We start from the raw sequence: 20,146 nt of genomic DNA on the forward strand, positions 1-20,146 counted from the left end.
ATGCAGTTCTCCGTATATTTATTGAATAGTGTTGTGACTGTATTTTTAACATAAATCTTGCACTTTGCAACAAAAATATTGCAAGTCAGTAAAAATGAATATATAAATGTGGCTAATCCATACAGTTTTTAGAGGTTTGTTTTTATGGCTGGTTTATATAATTCCTTGTTTGTTCAAGGCTTGACGCGCGGAGTAAAAAGCTTACTTCCTCTGTGGGGTGTGTCCGATAAGGCCACAATTTCGTTATTGACCGTGTCGGAAAATGCCACATTTTTAATTAAAGATGAGCAGCGTGATAACCAATTTATTATTCGAGTACATCGGCCTGATTATCATTCTAAAAATGAGATTCTGTCTGAATTGATGTGGATACAGTCATTACGTCAGCAGCAAGTCTTGAACACCCCAGAACCACTCGCTATGGAGGATGGCTCCTTGGTGGCAGAGTTTGATGATGATGGCACAGCCCGTTATGTGGTGGCGTTTGAGTTCCTTCCTGGACAGCAGCCGAGTGAAGATGAATCATTGATAGAAGGCTTTGAATTATTAGGTGCGACCTCCGCAAAACTGCATTTGCATGCCAAGCAATGGAGATTACCCGATACTTTTCAGCGTAAAAAATGGAATTTTGACAGTGCTTTTGGCCACCAGCCTTTATGGGGAGACTGGCGTGAGGCTTTGGGTCTGGATGAGCAAGGTAAAAATGTGCTGGAAAGACTGTGTGAAGTCCTTGAGTCAAAACTGGCAGATTATGGTGAAGGACCAGAACGTTTTGGTCTGGTTCATGCTGATTTACGTTTAGCCAATTTATTGGCCGACGGCCATGATCTCGGTGTCATCGATTTTGATGACTGCGGTTTTAGCTGGTTTATGTATGATTTTGCTTCAGCGGTGTCATTCCTTGAGTTATCGCCATTATTACCAGAACTAGAGCGCGCCTGGATACGCGGTTATAAAAGTGTTTCACCGCTATCGGATGAAGATGAAGCGATGATTTCGACATTTGTGATGTTCCGGCGCTTGCTGTTGACCGCTTGGGTGGCGAGTCATCCTGAAACTGAAACGGCAGCTGAGGCGGGCTTCGATAAATATACAGCCGGTACAATTGAATTAGCCAAACGCTATCTTGATGAGCATGAAGAACAAGAAAAGTTACCCCTGAATGAAAAACGCATTCTCGATATGAATGCGTTTGAAGCTAAGCCTGGTAAACATAATAAAAATGTGGAAAGACGATTAGATAATCTGGGCGCCGCATCTGTATTGTTTTATCAAAACCCGATTGAAATGGTTTCTGCTCAGGGCGCTTGGATGCATGCTGCAGATGGTAAACGCTATCTTGATTTTTATAATAATGTGCCTTGTCTGGGGCATTGCCATCCGAGAGTTGTCGCGGCTGTATCCAAACAAATTGCAACCTTAAACGTGCATACCCGCTATTTGGTCTCTGTGGTGGATGATTATCTGGAATCACTGAAAGCAACATTGCCAGATTCTCTATCCAATGTGGTGATGACATGCTCAGGGAGTGAAGCCAATGACCTGGCTATGCGTCTGGCAGAAAATGCATCAGGTGGAACCGGTTTTATAGTCACTGAAGATGCGTATCACGGTAATACCAGCTTAGTGACAACGGTGTCACCGTCGATCATCAAGCAGGGCAGTTTACCTGATAATGTGGTCGCGATTCCGGCACCATCATCTGCTATTTATGGTGACGATATTGCTGGGGGATTTGCCGCGAAAGTGGCTGAGGCTGTTGAAACGCTTGAGCAGCGTGGCATAAAGGTGGCGGCATTATTAGTAGATACGATTTTCTCATCGGATGGTATTTACTCAGAGCCACGAGGGTTTCTGAAACAGGCCGTTAATGTGGTACGAGATGCTGGTGGTGTCTTCATTGCCGATGAAGTTCAACCTGGATTTGCCCGCATGGGCGAGACCTTCTGGGGCTTCGACTTCCATGGACTGACGCCAGATATTGTCACAATGGGTAAACCGATGGGAAATGGTTTCCCGATGGCTGCTGTGGCAACGCGACCGGATTATCTTGAATCATTTTGTGCTGATGTTGGCTACTTTAATACCTTTGGTGGTAACCCTGTTGCGGCAGCAGCAGGGCAGGCGGTACTGGATACGATCCAACAGGATAATCTGCAGGAAAATGCACGCAAGATGGGCGCTTATCTCAAACAGCAGCTTCAGTTTATGGCCAAACAATCATCTTTTATTGCTGATGTGCGTGGTCAGGGCTTATTTTTAGGCATAGATATTGGTGAAAGAGATAATAAACACATTCCTGATCCAGGTAAGACGCGACAAATCATTAATGGCTTAAAACATGCCGGCGTGTTGATTGGGGCAGCAGGAAAATATGGAGCAACCTTGAAGCTTCGCCCTTTATTGACATTAACGCGTTACGAAGCAGATTTCTTTTTAGATGCTTTATCCAAGCAGGTCTAAGTCATATTTATCATTGAGGCGGTTCAGGTTGCCGCCTCGCTGATATTCACCTTATCAGCCGTTAAGGCTTTCTTTAATGGTCCACTGGGTTGACGATCTGTCACTAAATGATCGATCTCATTCCATCTGGCATAACGCGCTGTTGCCAGACGATCAAATTTACTGTGATCAGCGACCACCATGGTATTGGCACTTTGGCGAATCATTTGTTTATAGACATCAGCAGCGTCGGTAAGCGCATCAGCCGGCCCGGTAGGTGCCAGACTACTGGCTCCAAGAATAGCCCAGTCAGCCGTGTAATCTGATAAAAACTGACAAGTCTGCGAACCATGTGTCGCGCCTTCTTCGCCATGATAAACACCAGGAGCGATGATCACTTTAATCGTTGGATTAAATGATAGGACAGTGGCCACACCAAAAGCATGGGTGATGACCGTAATATTATTCATTTCATAGGCAATCCGTTTCGCGACTTCAACCGTGGTGACACCTGAACCTATCATCAGCACTTTAGCCCCTTTCAACATCGGTGCGGCTTTTTTCGCAATCGCTGCACGCTCTGCCAAATTGGCTTTATGACGTTCATTGAGAACAGGTTCAGCCGCCTGTCTTAATAAAGCACCACCATATGTACGACTAATCAGATTTTGTTCTGCTAGTTCTTCTAAATCTCGACGGATAGTTTCAGTGGTGACTTGCAGTGTTTTTGCTAACTCACTCACCCGCATAGAGGGATTGATAGTCAGTTCGTCAATGATTGCTTTGTGTCGTGCTACTTTTTTCCGTGACATAGTTACAGCCTTATGAAGAACCTAAAAGTTACCACAAAACCTCGCATCGCTAACATGTCTGTTGTGTTAAACATTAGGATTTGTCTTGTTTGATTGTTTCCCCAGGCGTTTTCAGCGAAAATAGGCGACTTTTCTGAACCTTCAGAATAATTAGTATTCATAAGAGCATTACATTCATGTCATCTAGCCCAGTTCAACAAGCGGCATCAAAACGCCGTACTTTTGCGATTATTTCGCATCCCGATGCCGGTAAAACGACATTAACTGAAAAGCTGCTCTATTTCGGTGGTGCGATTCAGATGGCCGGTAGTGTCAAATCCCGGAAAACTGATCGTCATGCCACGTCTGACTGGATGGAAATGGAGAAAGAGCGGGGGATCTCGGTCACTTCATCTGTGATGCAGTTTCCTTACCGTGACCGTATAGTCAACTTACTGGACACACCAGGCCATGCTGACTTCTCGGAAGATACGTACCGGACATTAACGGCGGTTGACTCAGCCCTGATGGTGATTGACAGCGCGAAAGGTGTTGAAGAACGAACCATTAAATTAATGGAAGTGTGTCGCCTGCGTGACACGCCGATTCTCACTTTCGTTAATAAACTCGACCGCGAAGGTCGTGAACCGATTGAACTACTTGATGAAGTCGAAACGATTCTGAATATTCAATGTGCACCGATTACCTGGCCAATTGGTATGGGGAAAGGTTTTAAAGGTATTTTTCATTTACTGAATGACAGTGTGCATATATTCGAACCACACAGTAAAGAAGCCGGAGAAATTATTGAAGGCTTGGACAACCCAAGACTGGATGAACTGTTTGGTAGTATGGCCGAAGATTTACGTGAAGAAATTGAGTTAGTTCGAGGTGCCAGTCATGAATTTGATTTGGATGAATTTCTGGCAGGTCGTCTAACGCCAGTGTTTTTCGGTTCAGCGATGAATAACTTTGGTATTACCGAGTTAATGGATTCTTTCGTTGAATATGCACCACCGCCACAGCCGCGTGAAACCAAAACACGTGAAGTGGATGCCGCTGAAGAAGCTTTCAGTGGTTTTGTGTTTAAGATTCAGGCCAATATGGATCCGAAACATCGTGACCGTATTGCGTTTTTACGTGTATGTTCAGGCAAATACACAAAAGGGATGAAGCTGCATCAGGCGCGTATTGGTAAGGATGTGACCATCGCTAATGCGGTGACCTTCATGGCGGCTGAACGTGAGCAGGCAGAAGAAGCCTATCCAGGCGATATTCTGGGGCTGCACAATCACGGCACCATTCAGATAGGTGATACCTTCACTCAAGGTGAAGATCTTCAGTTCACTGGTATTCCCTATTTTGCGCCTGAGTTATTCCGTCGGGTCAGACTGAAAGATCCACTCAAGAATAAAGCCTTACTAAAAGGCTTACAGCAATTGAGTGAAGAAGGTGCAACTCAGTTATTCCGACCTTTGGATAATAACGACTTGATCTTGGGTGCGGTGGGTGTGCTTCAGTTCGATGTAGTAGTCCATCGTTTGAAAGGTGAATACAACGTCGAATGTGCTTATGAAGCGGTTCAGGTGTATACCGCACGCTGGGTCTATTGTGATGATGTGCGGAAACTGGAAGAGTTTAAAAAGAAAGCATCACAAAACCTGGCATTGGATGGTGCGGGTAATCTGACCTATATCGCTCCTACGCGAGTGAATCTTGACCTGACGATGGAACGCTGGCCTGATATCGATTTCCGGGCAACACGCGAACATCTCTGATGATTGAATGAGTATTGCCTGATTGCGGTTATATATTATATGATAATGATTCTCATTTATTTAACTCATCAGGCAATGTATGTCCGTTTATCAGGAGTCAGAGCAACAAACCATAGCTAGTCTCTACCGACAGCACCATTCTTGGTTATTTCGCTGGCTTCGTGGCAAAGTCGAGTCAACGGAATCAGCTGCTGATATTTCTCATGATGTTTTTGTGACCTTATTGGCGCGTGAGGAGCAGCTCTTATTAGAAGAGCCGCGTGCATTTCTCACCACGCTGGCCAAGCGCAGTGTGGCTAATCACTGGCGCCGTCAATATGTTGAAAAAGCCTATCTAGAAGCGATTTCTGACATACCTGAAGATTTACATCCCTCTGAAGAAGAGCAGGCTATTATTATTGAGTCGATAGTAGCGATTAATCAGCGATTACAAGGTTTGCCACTGGATGTGAAGCGTGCATTTCTTTATGCGCAACTGGATGGAATGAAACAGCAGGAAATTGCTGAGAAATTGTCTGTTTCGGTCTCTACCGTTAAACGCTATTTGAGTCGTGCTGCTGCTCAATGCTATTTTGCGATTAGCGTGAAATAAAAAATGACTGAAGCCATTCAAATAGAACAAAAGATCGCCTTAGAGGCGATTGAATGGTATCTGAGCTTGAGCGAACGTGATGATGACCATGTGCTCAGACAGCAATGGCAGGAGTGGCTTGAGGCTGACAGCAGTCATCAAATCGCCTGGTCAAGAATCGAACAGGTCAATAACGAGCTGAGTTCTTTAAGCTCACCGCTTTCACGTGTGGTGACTCACCAATCATTAAATAAAGTGGCTAAAAGTCGTCGTCATTTTTTACAGTCATTGGCCGGTGTAGCCATTATCAGTGGTGGTTCCTGGGCATTTTTAAAGAATGATACGTTTCTTGCCCCCTTAATGGCTGACTACCATACAGGGATTGCTGAGACTCGACAGGTGACACTGGTAGATGGCACCCAAGTTTATATGAATGCCAATACGGCATTATCAGTAGATTATTCAGAGCAACAGCGTTACCTCACATTGCTGGCGGGTGATGTACTCATCACCACGGCAAAAGATAATAGACCCTTTTTATTAAAAACACCGTGGGCTGATATGCAGCCGTTGGGCACACGTTTTTATGTGAAACAGCGTGAAAATCAGGCATTACTTGCTGTGTATGAAGGTGCTGTTAATATCATCAGACAGGATAGATTTCCGACGTTACTGATTAAAGCAGGTCATCAAATCAGCTTTGTTGCTGACCAGTCGGGTTCGGTTGTTCCTGCCAGAGAAGAGGCATTGGCATGGCAACAGCATATGTTAATAGCAGATAACATGGCTCTGGCTGACGTATTAACAGAATTGGAAAATTATCACCATGGATGGTTACGTTGTGACCCGACAATAGCCACCCGCCGAGTCTCGGGGACTTATCCATTAATGGATGTTGAGCAAGTATTACGAGCGTTATCTGCAACATTGCAGGTTGAGTTAGTTTATAGAACGCGTTACTGGATTATGCTCAGACCAAAACAGGCCGTTTAATTTTTTTGGTCTTTTTTTCATTCTCACGTGACAGAACAAATAGACACTATTTGTTAATGGAAGTGAGACATCGCATGTTATACAAACCAACGTTATTGAGCGCCATGACGCTCGCAACTGCTTTATTGACCACCACAGGTTTGGTCCTGATATCACCGACGCCGGTATTAGCAGCAGATCAAGAGATCAGTAGCACAAAACAAAAAGTTAACTTTAATGTGGCAGCTGGTCAGTTAACCACCGCATTAAATCAGTTTGGTCAGCAAGCAGGTATTTTATTAAGTTATTCGCCTGAATTAGCCAGCCCATATAAAACCGCAGGGCTGAGGGGTGAATACAGCATTAGCATGGGCTTGCAAAAACTATTGCAAGGCACCCCTTTGTCCGTGGTTAAACAATCAGAAAATAGTTATCGTCTGACACAAAGCAATGAACAGTCTGCTGATTTACCTGTGGTGACGGTCACGGGGGAAAAATCATCATTATCGCCTTATACACCGATTGATAGTTATGCAGCACAGCGCAGTGCATCAGCGACTAAAAACAACGCCTCAATTTTTGATACACCGCAGTCAATTTCAGTGGTTACTCAACAGCAATTAACTATTCGTGGTGCAAAAACGGTCACAGAGGCATTGCAATACACGCCGAGTCTGAGTGTGCCTTATGGTTACGATACACGCTATGACTGGTTTAGTTTGCGTGGCTTTGATGCCAAAACACAGGTCTATCGTGATGGTCTGCTGATTCCAACCAGTACCTATGGTCTACCCAGAGCGGATAGTTATGCATTAGAGCGAGTAGAAGTGATTCGAGGTCCGAGTTCAGTGACTTATGGGCAAGCTCAACCCGGTGGTTTGGTGAATTTGGTCAGCAAACGCCCTACGGAGGAGCCTTTGCATGAATTACGTCTGTCAGCTGGCAGTAATGACTTTTTTGAGTTAGCCGGTGATTTCAGTGGCAAAGTTGATGAGGAAGGCAAATTACTATATCGCCTGACCTTTGTGGGTAACGATAGTAATTCAGAAGTCGATTATAACGACTCCAGACGTAAGATGGTGGCACCCTCATTAACCTGGAATATCAGTGATGATACTCAGTTAACGGTACTAGCTGTTGAGCAGCATGATGAGCAAACGTATAGTTTTAATAGTCATTTTACTTCCCATCTAATGGATTATTTTAGTCGTAACTTTGGTGGAGCTAAAGTTTATGATCGCGAATTCGGTTTTTTTGATGGTGAAGAAGATTTTAATAACTTTGACCGTGATTATCGATCAGTCGGATATGAGTTTTCCCATGTGTTCAACGATACTTGGTCTTTCAAACAAAACCTTCGTTACGATGAAGTAAATCTTGATTTCAAAACTTTAAGTTCAGCACTGGCAGGTACAAATTTGGTTGCTGGTACGCTTGGTCGGAGTGCCTCACGAATTCATGAAGACTTACATGCTGTGGCTGTGGATAACCAACTCCTGTCAAACTTTGATACCGGTTCTATTTCACATGATGTATTAATCGGCCTGGACTGGCGTTATTCTCAAGCAGATGAAAAAAATTATAGTGGAACTGCACCAACGATAAGTTATATCAACCCGGTCTATGGCTCACCTGTCGGCAATCTCTCACTGAGTCGTGATCGGGATGTCTATTCACGTCAGACGGGTCTTTATATTCAGGATCAGCTGGCTTATGAAAATTGGCGTTTACTGATTGGCGGACGTTACGACTGGGTTAAAAATGATGTTGATGTGAATTACACAAATAGTAGCGATGTTGATGCAGATAAATCAGCCGAAGATTTTTCAGGTCGGGTAGGACTGGTTTATAAATTCGATAACGGTCTTTCACCTTATATCAGCTACAGTGAGTCATTCAATTTAGTGACAAAAACCGATGAGAATGGTGGTTTATTTGATCCTGAAAAAGCCAAGCAATATGAAATCGGCGTAAAGTTTGAACCGGAAAATATTGATGGTTTTATCAGCATGGCCGTGTTTGATTTGACGAAAGAGGACTATGTCATCACCGAGTACGATGCCGTGAATGTTAATGGTGTATCACGTCAGGTGGGTGAGGTGAACTCTACCGGCGTGGAAATTGAAGCCGGTTTAGATATATCAGAACAAGTCAAACTTACAGCAGCTTATAGTTATGTTGATGCGCGTATTACTGAAAGTCCAAATAGCTGGGAAAAAGATAGTCTGATTCCTAACCAACCTCGCCAAACGGCGAGTTTATGGCTGGATTACACTCAAACAACGGGTGTACTGAAAGGCTTGGGAATGGGGGCGGGCTTACGTTATGTTGGAGAAAGCACCTATATAGGTAAAGACAGTTTAAGTACTTCAACTGTCGATATTGAAACCGGTGGTTACACATTAACTGACGCTAGTATCCGTTATGACTTTGATGATGTGAGACTGGCGCTGAACGTCAGTAATTTATTTGATCGTGAGTACACCACCACATGTACAGATCTGGTCTGTTATTACGGTGATGGCCGTCGAGTCATCGCCTCAGCGACTTACAACTGGTAGTTCTAACAAGGGTTGCATGATAAATCATGCAGCCCTTTTTTCTTATTTGTTGCCAAACACTTACTGACTCAAGCAGAATAAGCCTCAGCACTCAGAGAAGAGGGGCAGGACCATGAAAGTCAGATCGATTACCAAAAATAAAGGTAAACCTGTCATTGGCTTATCGCCAAAAGACAGTCTGGATAAAGCGGTTGCCATGTTGATGGAACACCGGATAGGCTCATTAATTATCACCGAAGCCAATGGGACGATGGTGGGGATTTTATCTGAGCGGGATATTTTGAAAATTCTTGATACCCATCCAGATCAGTGGAATCAAATGCTGGTCAACGATGCCATGACGCCGAATCCTTATACCTGTGAGCCCGATAATACGCTTGAGGAAGTGATGAATAAAATGGTGGAGCATAATATCCGTCACTTACCTGTTGTTTATAAAGGTAAGTTGGAAGGTATGTTATCTATTACTGATATCGTGGAAGAATTGCTGAAAAAAGCCAAGTTCGAGAATAAATTGCTAAAAAATTATATTCAGAACTGGCCGGACGCCGAGCAGCAAATTTAATGTTGTTCAGCATCGAAGTTATCGATGTGATCGATTTGCAGTTTGTTGTCTTTGGCAAAATCTAACAGAAAGTCGAAAAGCATCTCGTCTCTTTGTTCTAAGTCTGCGTCAATCACCACGCATTTGACGCCTTCTAATGTCGCAAGTCTGACACTGGGATGAAAAATAATGCGTCGACCAGGACCATATGAGGCAACTGCCCCGCATAAGCGTTCAGCCCAGTCACTGGGACGAAACTTTCCACCGTCTAAAGTCAGTCCGCGGATGATCACCTTTTTCGATATGGACATAAAGCGTCAGCTCAATTGTGATGGGTTAAAATCGGCATTCTACTGTAAATAATCATGTTTGCATAAGCACAGAGTGCAAATAAAAGTGCTTTCAATGATTTAGGTCGGCAATAAAAATCCGTATAATCACCGCTTTTAGTTTTCCTACTCTACGAGAATCTTGTGGCTGACTACAAACAAACGCTAAATTTACCTGCAACAGAATTTCCGATGAAAGCTGGTTTACCTAATCGTGAACCACAAACGCTTCAACATTGGCAAGATATTAATCTTTACGAAAAAATTCGTGAACAGGCCAAAGGTAGACCACAGTTTATTTTGCATGATGGTCCTCCCTATGCAAATGGGGATATCCATATTGGTCACGCCGTTAACAAGATTTTAAAAGATATCATTATCAAGTCTAAAACCTTGAGTGGCTTTGATGCGCCTTATGTACCCGGCTGGGATTGCCATGGTTTACCCATCGAACTGAATGTTGAGAAGAAAGTGGGTAAACCCGGTGTAAAAGTGACTGCTAAAGAGTTTCGTCAGGCTTGCCGTGATTATGCTGCCAAACAGGTTGATGGCCAGCGGGAAGACTTCAAACGTCTGGGTGTATTGGGTGAGTGGGACAATCCCTATCTGACCATGGATTTCAGCTTTGAAGCCGATATCATCCGTACCTTAGGGCAAATCACCAAGCAAGGTCATTTACACAAAGGTGTGAAACCTGTGCACTGGTGTGTGGACTGTGGTTCAGCATTAGCAGAAGCCGAAGTAGAGTACGAAGACAAAACGTCACCCGCTATTGATGTGCGTTTTAGCATCGTTGACAAAACTGCTTTCGAAAATGCTGTAGGTCATTCAGGTAAAGGTGTAGTGAGTTTGCCTATCTGGACAACGACTCCTTGGACACTACCTGCCAATCAGGCTGTTTCGGTCAATCCTGAATTCACTTATGTTTTATTGCAAGCGGATAATGAGCAACTGGTTTTAGCTGAGTCATTATATGAAGCGGCTCTCCAGCGCTATGGCATTGAAGCTGAAGTAGTGACACGCTTTAAAGGCGAAACACTGGAAGGTTTATTGCTCCAACATCCATTTTACGATCGACAAGTGCCTGTTATTTTAGGTGACCACGTCACGGCGGATGCCGGTACTGGTGCGGTGCATACGGCTCCTGGACATGGTCAGGACGACTTTGTTGTCGGTCTGAAATATGACTTAAAAGTGGATAATCCAGTGGGTGGTAATGGAGTGTTTTTACCGGACACGCCGATTTTTGCTGGCAAATCTGTGTTTAAAGCGAATCCGGATGTTATCGCGCTTTTAAAAGAAAAAGGCGCATTACTCGCGCATATCGATATTCAGCATAGCTACCCGCATTGCTGGCGTCATAAAAGCCCGATTATTTTCCGCGCGACGCCACAGTGGTTCGTTAGCATGGATCAAAATGGTTTGCGAAGTGCTGCGATGAAAGCCATTGCTGATACAGACTGGATGCCAGCCTGGGGTCAAAAACGTATTGAAAATATGGTAGAAGGACGCCCTGACTGGTGTATTTCTCGTCAGCGTACTTGGGGTGTGCCAATTCCGTTATTTGTTCACCAACAAACAGGTGAGTTGCATCCTGACACTGAACAGTTGATGGAAACCGTCGCCCAGAAGGTTGAGCAAGAGGGCATCGATGCCTGGTTTGATTTAGAGCCAGAATCGTTATTAGGCGAACAAGCGGCCGTCTATGAAAAAGTAACTGATACCCTGGACGTATGGTTTGATTCTGGTGTGTCTCATGCGTGTGTATTGGCTCGTCGTGCGTATTTAAATCGTCCTGCAGATTTATATCTGGAAGGTAGTGACCAGCATCGTGGCTGGTTCCAGTCATCTTTGTTGACCTCTGTGGCAACCACTGGAAAAGCACCCTACAAAGCAGCATTAACTCACGGCTTCACTGTTGATGCGAATGGCAAAAAAATGTCTAAGTCCTTGGGTAACACGGTTTCACCACAAAAAGTGATGAACAGCCTTGGGGCCGATATTATTCGTCTTTGGGTGGCTTCTACTGATTACAGTGGCGAGATGACAGTGTCTGATGAAATTCTCAAACGCACTGCCGACTCTTATCGTCGTATTCGTAATACTGCTCGTTATTTATTATCAAACCTGAATGATTTTGACCCAGCCAACAATAGGGTTGCTGTCGACGATTTATTACCTTTGGATCGTTGGGCTTTGGATCGCGCTTATCATTTACAGCAAGATATTCTGGCAGCCTATGAGAGTTATCAGTTCCATGTGATTTATCAGAAGTTACATAATTTCTGTGCAAATGAAATGGGCAGCCTGTATCTGGATATCACCAAAGATCGCCAGTACACGATGCAGACAGATAGTTTGGGCAGACGCTCATCACAAACAGCGATGTACCATATTCTGGAAGCAATGGTGCGTTGGATGGCGCCTATTCTGAGTTTCACTGCAGATGAATTATGGGGCTATTTACCGGGTGAACGTAACGAATCTGTATTACTCAATCTCTGGAGTGATGAATTAGCGCCGTTGCCTCAAAATACCGACTTTGATCTAGCATTCTGGAATCAGGTCTTTAGTGTCAGAGAGGTGGTTGCTAAAGAACTCGAAAATCAACGAAATGCAGGCCAGATTAAAGGTGGGTTAACTGCCGAAATTAGTCTGTTTGTAGATGAAAAAATGTTGGCTTCATTGAACAAGCTGGGCGATGAGTTAAAGTTTGTTTTGATTACCTCAAAGGTCAATCTTTTCAGTATGGATAGTGATGCAGCTAAACAAGCTGTACAGACAAGCTTGTCAGGCGTACTTGTTGCAATTAAAGCGGCTGAATATTCACGCTGTGACCGCTGCTGGCATCAGGTTGAATCTGTTGGACAGAATAGCCATCACCCTGAGTTGTGTGGTCGTTGTGTTGATAATATCGAAGGAGATGGCGAACTAAGACAGTTCGCTTAAATAAATAACATGCTGAAATGGTTGAATCTTTCTGCTTTGGTGATTGTGTTTGATCAACTCAGCAAATGGTGGGCGAATAGTACATTAGAGCTTTATCAGTCTATAGCCGTTTTGCCCTTTTTTAATATTACTCTGGCGTATAACCATGGCGCTGCATTTAGTTTTCTTGCGGCAGAAAGTGGCTGGCAACGTTGGTTTTTTAGTGGTTTAGCCGTTCTGGTAAGTATCATCTTACTGTTTTGGATGAAACGACTAAAACCAGATGCAAAACTCGAAGCCGTCTCTTTAGCATTAATTCTGGGTGGGGCATTGGGTAATGTGATTGATCGCTTCATACATGGTTATGTCATCGATTTTCTGGATGTCTATTACGGAACCTACCATTGGCCGGCATTTAATGTGGCTGACTCAGCGATTTGTATAGGTGCCATTCTATTGATTTTCGATAGCTTCAGAAACAAAACGGAGCAGAAATGAGTTTTTGTGATCTTGCTGTAAGTGGGGTTGCTAACCTGCAACCTTATGTCCCGGGTAAACCCATTGAAGAGTTACAACGTCAGTATGGTGTTCGTAATGTTATTAAGCTGGCCTCCAATGAAAACCCGCTTGGTCCTCCTAAAGCCGCAGTGGCCGCAGTGGCAATGGCCGCTAAAGAAATGGCACGCTACCCGGACGGCAACGGCTACGCATTAAAATTGGCATTGGCTGAAAAACATCAGGTAGCACCTGAGCAGATTACCCTGGGTAATGGTTCGAATGATGTACTGGAAATGATAGCACGTGCTTTTGCCGGGGCAGGGGATGAAATTATTTTTTCAGAACATGCTTTTGCTGTGTATGGGATAGTGACGCAAGCCATCGGCGCGAGCCCTGTTGTGACGCAGGCGAAAGACTATGGTTATGATCTTGATGCCATTCATAAAGCGATTAGCTCGCGTACAAAAATCATTTTTATTGCTAATCCGAATAACCCGACGGGTACTTGGTTAGAACCAGAGAAAATTAAATTATTTTTAGAAAAAGTCCCTGAAAAGGTCTTAGTTGTTCTGGATGAAGCCTATGTTGAATACCTCAACATGGAAGAAAATTCAGTACCCTGGTTACAGGACTTCCATAATCTGATCATCACCCGTACCTTTTCTAAAGCCTATGGCTTGGCGGGGCTCAGGGTGGGGTATTCCCTGTCACATCCTGAAGTCGCTGACCTGATGAATCGAGTCAGACAACCGTTTAACGTCAGTAATCTGGCTCAAGCTGCTGCAGTTGCTGCTTTGGGTGATGAAGCTTATTTACAGCAAACGCGAGACGTCAATCAGGCTGGCATGAAACAACTTGTTGCTGGCTTTGAAAAAATGGGTTTGCAGTATATTCCTTCCAGAGCCAACTTCATCACCGTCAATGTGCACACCAATGCTTTTGAAGTTTACGATGAACTGCTATACGAAGGCGTTATTGTTCGCCCAGTGGCTAATTATGGATTACCTCAGCACCTTCGGGTCAGTATTGGTTTAGCTGAAGAAAATCAGCGCTTTCTCGATGCCTTATCTGGTATTTTGGGACGCGGTTAATGATTAATCGGCTGGCTGTAATTGGTGTTGGACTGATTGGTGGTTCACTTGCCTTATCACTTAAATCCAAAGGGGCTGTCAACGAAGTCATAGGCTATTCACGCAGTGAAAATGCCCGACAAGAAGCATTGGCTTTAGGGGTTATTGATAAGGCTGCTGATTCCATTGCTGAAGCGGTTGCTGAAGCCGACGTTATCTTTGTTGCCGTGCCGATGGGGGCAATGGCAGCGGTTTTTGCTGATATGAGTGAGCATATAAGACCAGAAGCTATTATCACTGATGGTGGTAGTGCTAAAGCACAAGTGGTCCTGGCGGCTCGCGAGGCATTAGGGAATAACTTCAAGCAGTTCGTGCCGGGACATCCGATTGCTGGTACAGAAAAAAGCGGCCCTTCCGCTGCATTCGCTACTTTGTATGAGGACCATCGGGTTGTTCTGACGCCGGTGAGTGACACAGACACTGCAGCCACGGCAAAAATTAAAGCGATGTGGCAGTTAACCGGGGCAGAAGTGTTTGAGATGGATGTCGAACATCACGATACCGTCCTCGCTGCGACAAGTCATTTACCTCATGTGCTGGCATTTAACTTGGTAGGCATGTTAGCGCAACGTGATGATTGCGATGAGGTATTACGCTATGCCGCCGGTGGCTTTCGTGATTTTTCGCGAATTGCCTCTAGTGATGCTGTGATGTGGCGAGATATCTGTTTGGGTAATAAACAAGCCATTCTGGATTTACTTGATGAATACCATCAAGGCATTAATAAAATCGAACAGGCCATCAAGGAAGAAGATGGGGAGTATTTAATTGAGGTGTTTGCTCGTGCTAAAAAAGCCCGGGATACCCGTTTTGCCGATCCTGATTTGATAGATAACAGTGAAGTATAAAAGTGGAATCAACAGACGTGTCTAGTGAAGCGAGTAAAAAATATATTGTTCATCCTGGTGGTAAGGTAACCGGGAAAGTACGTGTGCCGGGCGATAAATCAATTTCACATCGCTCAATCATGCTCGGCTCACTTGCAGAGGGAACGACAGAAGTTACCGGTTTTTTAGAGGGTGAAGATGCTTTAGCAACCCTCGCTGTTTTTCGTGGTATGGGGGTTGACATCATTGGCCCTGATAAAGGTAAGGTCACGATTCATGGTGTAGGCATGCACGGCCTTAAAGCACCTGAAACAGCATTAAACCTGGGTAATAGTGGTACATCCATGCGTCTGTTATCTGGACTGCTGGCAGGCCAGGGTTTTGATGTCACCATGACGGGGGATAAGTCATTATCATCCAGACCGATGAAACGTGTGACCGATCCGTTAGCATTAATGGGCGCGAAGATCGATACCACCGATGGCAAACCACCGCTTATCTTACATAAAACAAGCAGCCTGAAAGCGATTCATTATGATTTGCCAATGGCCAGTGCACAGGTCAAATCGTGTCTATTATTGGCAGGTTTGTATGCAGAAGGTAAAACGTCTGTCACAGAACCTGCTCCAACGCGTGATCATACCGAGCGTATGTTACAGGGTATGGGCTATCAGGTAGAAAAAGAGGGCAGTACCGTTTCTCTAGTAGGTGGCGGTAAGCTGACAGCAACAAACATAGATGTACCCGCCGATATTTCCTCAGCCACGTTCTTCATGGTCGCTGCGGCGATTGCACCCGGTTCAGATATTACTCTCGAACATGTTGGTGTGAATCCGACCCGTATTGGTGTTATCAATATTCTTCGAGAAATGGGTGCAAACATTACGCTGACCAATGAAAAAGTCACGGGTGGTGAGCCTGTCGCTGATATTCGTATTCAATATGCACCATTAAAAGGGATTCGAATTCCAGAAGATCAAGTCCCTCTAGCTATTGATGAATTTCCTGCATTATTTATTGCGGCAGCTTGCGCTGAAGGTCAGACAGTGTTGACCGGGGCTGAAGAGTTACGAGTGAAAGAAAGTGATCGTATCCAAGTTATGGCCGATGGTTTAACCACATTGGGGATCGATGCCAAGTCAACAGAAGATGGCATTGTTATTAATGGTGGTGTGATCGGCAGCGGTGAGGTCGACAGTCATAGTGACCACCGTATTGCTATGTCGTTTGCCATTGCGGGTCTGCAAGCTGGTGGCTCCATTCAGATTAATGACTGTGCAAATGTCGCTACCTCATTCCCGGGCTTTGTTGATTTAGCCAATAAAGTCGGCTTACAGATTGAAGAAATTGATGGCTGATATTCCTGTATTAACGATCGATGGCCCAAGCGGCTCTGGCAAAGGCACCATTGCACAAATGATTGCCAGAGAATTGGGTTGGCACTATTTAGATAGTGGTGCGATATATCGGGTATTGGCATTTGCTAGTCTTAAACACCAGATTCCAGCCTCGGATGAGAAGTCCCTTGTTCAACTAGCACAAACCTTAGATCTTCAATTTCATTTAGATGATGACGGGCTTAGTGTGCTGTTAGAAGGCGAAGAGGTTAGCCAGCAAATTCGTACAGAAAAAGCAGGTAATGCAGCGTCAAAAGTGGCAGCGATTCCTGCTGTGAGAGCAGCATTATTACAGCGTCAGCGTGACTTTTGCCAATTACCCGGTTTAGTCACCGATGGGCGTGATATGGGTACGGTTGTCTTCCCTGATGCTCCATTTAAAGTGTTTTTAACAGCGAGTGCGGAAGAAAGAGCATTGAGACGTTATAAGCAGTTGAAAGAGAAAGGAATTGAGAGTAACCTTTCCGATCTCATTGCAGAAATCTCAGAGCGGGACAAGCGTGACAGTGAACGTAAAGTCGCGCCGTTATTGCCCGCTACGGATGCATTGATACTGGATTCTACCGAATTAGGTATCGCTGCAGTATATGAAAAAGTGCGCAGCTATTGTGCAATTTAATTTTTTGGTGCCTGTTCGATACTTGTCGAATGGGATGTTTAACGATCTCGCATGAGCGAGTGATTAATTAGGTGATCTTGTTTCCTCAACAGGGTCAAGGATATTTAACAATGAGCGAAAGCTTTGCTGATCTCTTCGAAGAGAGTCTAAATTCAACTCCAATGCAACCAGGCAAAATTGTTACCGGTACGGTAGTCAATGTCGGTCCTGATGTTGTTATGGTCAATGCCGGTCTGAAATCAGAAGGCGCTATCCCAGTTTCAGAATTTTTGAACGAAAATGGTGAAGTAACGGTTTCTGTTGGTGACTTAGTCGATGTATCTCTGGAATCATTAGAAGATGGTTTCGGTGCGACACAATTGTCACGTGATAAAGCGAAAGCTGCCGAAGCATGGACTAAATTGGAACACGCGTTTGAAGCGGGTGAAACCGTTATGGGTATCATTTCTGGTAAGGTCAAAGGTGGTTTCACCGTGGATCTGGAAAATATCCGTGCATTCCTTCCTGGTTCTTTGGTCGATGTTCGTCCAATCCGTGATACTACTCACCTGGAAAATAAAGAACTCGAATTCAAACTGATTAAACTTGATCGTCCACGTAACAACATCGTTGTTTCACGTCGTGCGATTATGGAAGAAGAAAACAGTGCAGAACGCGAAGCGTTATTAGAAACGCTGGAAGAAGGCAAAGTAGTTAAAGGTATTGTTAAGAACCTGACTGACTACGGTGCGTTCGTTGATCTGGGCGGCATCGATGGTCTGTTACATATCACTGATATGGCGTGGAAACGTGTTAAACATCCATCTGAAGTTGTTGCTATCGGTGACGAAATTGAAGTTCAAGTACTGAAATTTGATAAAGACCGTGAACGTGTTTCACTGGGTCTGAAACAAATGGGTGATGATCCATGGAAAGATATCGCTCGTCGTTATCCAAACAGCACACGCATCCACGGTAAAGTCACAAACATTGCTGACTACGGTTGCTTTGTTGAAATCGAAGATGGTGTTGAAGGTTTAGTTCATATGTCTGAAATGGACTGGACTAACAAAAACGTTCACCCATCTAAACTGGTTCAACTGGGTGATGAAGTTGAAGTTATGGTTCTGGATATCGATGCAGAACGTCGCCGTATTTCTCTGGGTATCAAACAATGCCAAACGAACCCATGGGAAGAGTTTGCGATGACCCACAACAAAGGCGACAAAGTGAGTGGTGCTATCAAGTCAATCACTGATTTTGGTATCTTCATCGGCTTAGACGGCGGTATTGATGGTCTGATTCACTTGTCTGATATCTCTTGGGAAGAAGACAACGAAGAATTAATTCGTGACTTCAAGAAAGGTGATGACGTTGAAGCGGTTGTTTTAGCGATTGATCCTGAACGTGAACGCATCTCTTTAGGTATTAAACAATTACAAGACGATCCGTTCTCTGCTTACTTAGCTGAGCATCCACGTGGAAGCATTGTTAACGGTAAAGTCATTGCTGTTGACGCTCGTGGCGCAACAATTGAATTAGCTGAAGGCGTTGAAGGTTATGTTCGTGCTGCAGATATTGCTCGTGAACGTGTTGAAGATGCAAGTAAAATTCTGGCTGTTGGCGACGATGTTGAAGCTAAATTTACTGGCATGTCACGTAAAGATCGTACGCTAACTCTTTCTATCAAAGCGAAAGATGATCAAGAAGAATCAGAAGCTGTGAAAGAGTACAGTAATGTTTCTGCAGGCAACACTACTCTGGGTGATTTGCTGAAAGAACAAATGGATCAGAAAGACAATTAATCGTTTTTCAATTTAAAGATGAACCCCTGACTTTGTCAGGGGTTTTTCTCTAACAGATTCAGAAGATTAAAGCCGATATTTGATATTGGTGTTTAGCGCATTATTCCAGGAATTTTAAAGACATGACCAAATCAGATTTGATTGAAGTTTTATCTGAAAAACAATCTCTATTGAACTATCGTGATGTTGAGCTTGCAGTTAAACTCATTTTAGAACAGATGAGCGATAGCCTTTCACAAGGAGATAGAATTGAAATTCGCGGGTTTGGTAGTTTTACCTTACATCATCGACCACCACGTGTTGGGCGTAACCCAAAAAGTGGTGAATCTGTTCAGTTAGATGAAAAATATGTACCGCATTTCAAGCCTGGTAAAGAGTTGCGTGACCGCGTCAACGATGCGGCAGGTTATCAGCAGTAGAACAGATGAAACTGAGCCAGGAAGCGGTTTTCGAATTTAACCAAATCCACTCATATGATGAACAGTCAGTCACTGTTCGCCAGAAAAATACACAAATTCTTAAGTCTTATGACCTCGGGTTTGTTTTGACGCCAAATCAAATAATAGAAAATATTGACGTCACTAATATCCAAAATCTAACAGCAGATACTCTGTCTGCTTTAAAAGCGCTGGCTCCAGAAGTAATTATTTTTGCGACTGAAGCCGGCCTTTCTTTTCCCCTGATAAACACAGCCAAGTATTTCAACGAGCAAGGTATCGGAACAGAGTTTATGACATTGTCATCTGCCTGCCATACATACAATTTACTGTTAGCAGAAGAACGTTCAGTGGTACTGATCCTCAGTCCTTAAATACGAGCAAATTTAATAAGCCGCAATCATTCATTATCTTGACACTATCCATATTTCTTTTTTTTTAACGGATTTTTGTAACTATTTGTTTTTTTAATATAAATATAGGTTTTATGTCAGGTGCCAACAGTGACCAACTTGACCGGACATTTTGTTCTTAGGAA

General features: G+C 44.0%; 17 protein-coding genes. 15 read left to right on the top strand and 2 right to left on the bottom strand.

The features are described 5' to 3' along the window. The first annotated feature begins 144 nt into the window (after positions 1-144). The gene (locus tag AC13DA_RS05785; protein WP_284451750.1) at positions 145-2,463 is read left to right on the top strand and encodes an aminotransferase class III-fold pyridoxal phosphate-dependent enzyme; all 2,319 of its coding nucleotides are present in this window, start codon (positions 145-147) and stop codon (positions 2,461-2,463) included. 23 nt (positions 2,464-2,486) lie between these two features. Here the strand turns inward: AC13DA_RS05785 and AC13DA_RS05790 are convergent, their stop codons facing one another. Continuing rightward, on the bottom strand, positions 2,487-3,254 hold the full coding sequence (locus AC13DA_RS05790) for a DeoR/GlpR family DNA-binding transcription regulator (RefSeq protein ID WP_284451749.1): 768 nt from the start codon (positions 3,252-3,254) through the stop codon (positions 2,487-2,489). A 176-nt stretch (positions 3,255-3,430) separates the two neighbouring features. Here AC13DA_RS05790 and AC13DA_RS05795 point away from each other — a divergent pair, with 176 nt between their 5' ends. The 5 genes from AC13DA_RS05795 (at position 3,431) to AC13DA_RS05815 (ending at position 9,680) form a co-directional block, all read left to right on the top strand. Next, positions 3,431-5,011, top strand: a complete 1,581-nt coding sequence (locus AC13DA_RS05795; RefSeq protein WP_284451748.1) for a peptide chain release factor 3 — start codon at positions 3,431-3,433, stop codon at positions 5,009-5,011. A gap of 79 nt (positions 5,012-5,090) precedes the next feature. Next, positions 5,091-5,603, top strand: a complete 513-nt coding sequence (locus AC13DA_RS05800) for a sigma-70 family RNA polymerase sigma factor (RefSeq protein ID WP_284451747.1) — start codon at positions 5,091-5,093, stop codon at positions 5,601-5,603. Between the two features lie 3 nt (positions 5,604-5,606). Next, positions 5,607-6,575, top strand: coding sequence for a FecR domain-containing protein (locus AC13DA_RS05805; RefSeq protein WP_284451746.1), 969 nt, complete (start codon positions 5,607-5,609; stop codon positions 6,573-6,575). 104 nt (positions 6,576-6,679) lie between these two features. Further along, the gene (locus AC13DA_RS05810) at positions 6,680-9,115 is read left to right on the top strand and encodes a TonB-dependent siderophore receptor (RefSeq protein WP_284451745.1); all 2,436 of its coding nucleotides are present in this window, start codon (positions 6,680-6,682) and stop codon (positions 9,113-9,115) included. A 112-nt stretch (positions 9,116-9,227) separates the two neighbouring features. After that, positions 9,228-9,680: a CBS domain-containing protein gene (locus AC13DA_RS05815; RefSeq protein WP_284451744.1), complete on the top strand. Its 453-nt coding sequence runs from the start codon at positions 9,228-9,230 to the stop codon at positions 9,678-9,680. Here the strand turns inward: AC13DA_RS05815 and AC13DA_RS05820 are convergent. Then, positions 9,677-9,970, bottom strand: a complete 294-nt coding sequence (locus AC13DA_RS05820) for a DUF3579 domain-containing protein (protein WP_007145738.1) — start codon at positions 9,968-9,970, stop codon at positions 9,677-9,679. The genes AC13DA_RS05815 and AC13DA_RS05820 overlap by 4 nt on opposite strands. Before the next feature lie 162 nt (positions 9,971-10,132). Between AC13DA_RS05820 and ileS the strand changes: the two genes are divergently transcribed. The 9 genes from ileS (at position 10,133) to AC13DA_RS05865 (ending at position 19,982) form a co-directional block, all read left to right on the top strand. Further along, positions 10,133-12,937: an isoleucine--tRNA ligase gene (gene ileS / locus AC13DA_RS05825; protein ID WP_284451743.1), complete on the top strand. Its 2,805-nt coding sequence runs from the start codon at positions 10,133-10,135 to the stop codon at positions 12,935-12,937. A gap of 9 nt (positions 12,938-12,946) precedes the next feature. Continuing rightward, positions 12,947-13,414 (top strand): signal peptidase II, encoded by a 468-nt coding sequence (gene lspA, locus AC13DA_RS05830; protein WP_284451742.1) that lies wholly within the window; start codon positions 12,947-12,949, stop codon positions 13,412-13,414. After that, positions 13,411-14,505, top strand: a complete 1,095-nt coding sequence (hisC, locus tag AC13DA_RS05835; RefSeq protein WP_284451741.1) for a histidinol-phosphate transaminase — start codon at positions 13,411-13,413, stop codon at positions 14,503-14,505. Before lspA ends, hisC begins: the two co-directional genes overlap by 4 nt. Continuing rightward, complete coding sequence (locus tag AC13DA_RS05840) at positions 14,505-15,392, top strand: prephenate dehydrogenase (RefSeq protein WP_284451740.1); 888 nt, start codon at positions 14,505-14,507, stop codon at positions 15,390-15,392. Before hisC ends, AC13DA_RS05840 begins: the two co-directional genes overlap by 1 nt. Before the next feature lie 17 nt (positions 15,393-15,409). Continuing rightward, positions 15,410-16,729, top strand: coding sequence for a 3-phosphoshikimate 1-carboxyvinyltransferase (gene aroA, locus AC13DA_RS05845; protein ID WP_284451879.1), 1,320 nt, complete (start codon positions 15,410-15,412; stop codon positions 16,727-16,729). Next, on the top strand, positions 16,722-17,387 hold the full coding sequence (cmk, locus tag AC13DA_RS05850) for a (d)CMP kinase (protein WP_284451739.1): 666 nt from the start codon (positions 16,722-16,724) through the stop codon (positions 17,385-17,387). Before aroA ends, cmk begins: the two co-directional genes overlap by 8 nt. A gap of 110 nt (positions 17,388-17,497) precedes the next feature. After that, entirely contained in the window at positions 17,498-19,171 is a 1,674-nt protein-coding gene (gene rpsA / locus AC13DA_RS05855) for a 30S ribosomal protein S1 (protein ID WP_007145731.1), read from the top strand. A gap of 122 nt (positions 19,172-19,293) precedes the next feature. After that, complete coding sequence (locus tag AC13DA_RS05860) at positions 19,294-19,590, top strand: integration host factor subunit beta (protein WP_007145730.1); 297 nt, start codon at positions 19,294-19,296, stop codon at positions 19,588-19,590. A gap of 5 nt (positions 19,591-19,595) precedes the next feature. Then, positions 19,596-19,982 carry an MTH938/NDUFAF3 family protein gene (locus AC13DA_RS05865; protein ID WP_273182224.1) on the top strand — a complete coding sequence of 129 codons (387 nt, stop codon included), beginning with the start codon at positions 19,596-19,598 and terminating at the stop codon, positions 19,980-19,982. Positions 19,983-20,146 lie beyond the last annotated feature (164 nt).

The sequence above is a fragment of the Methylophaga sp. F-2 genome (assembly GCF_056859315.1).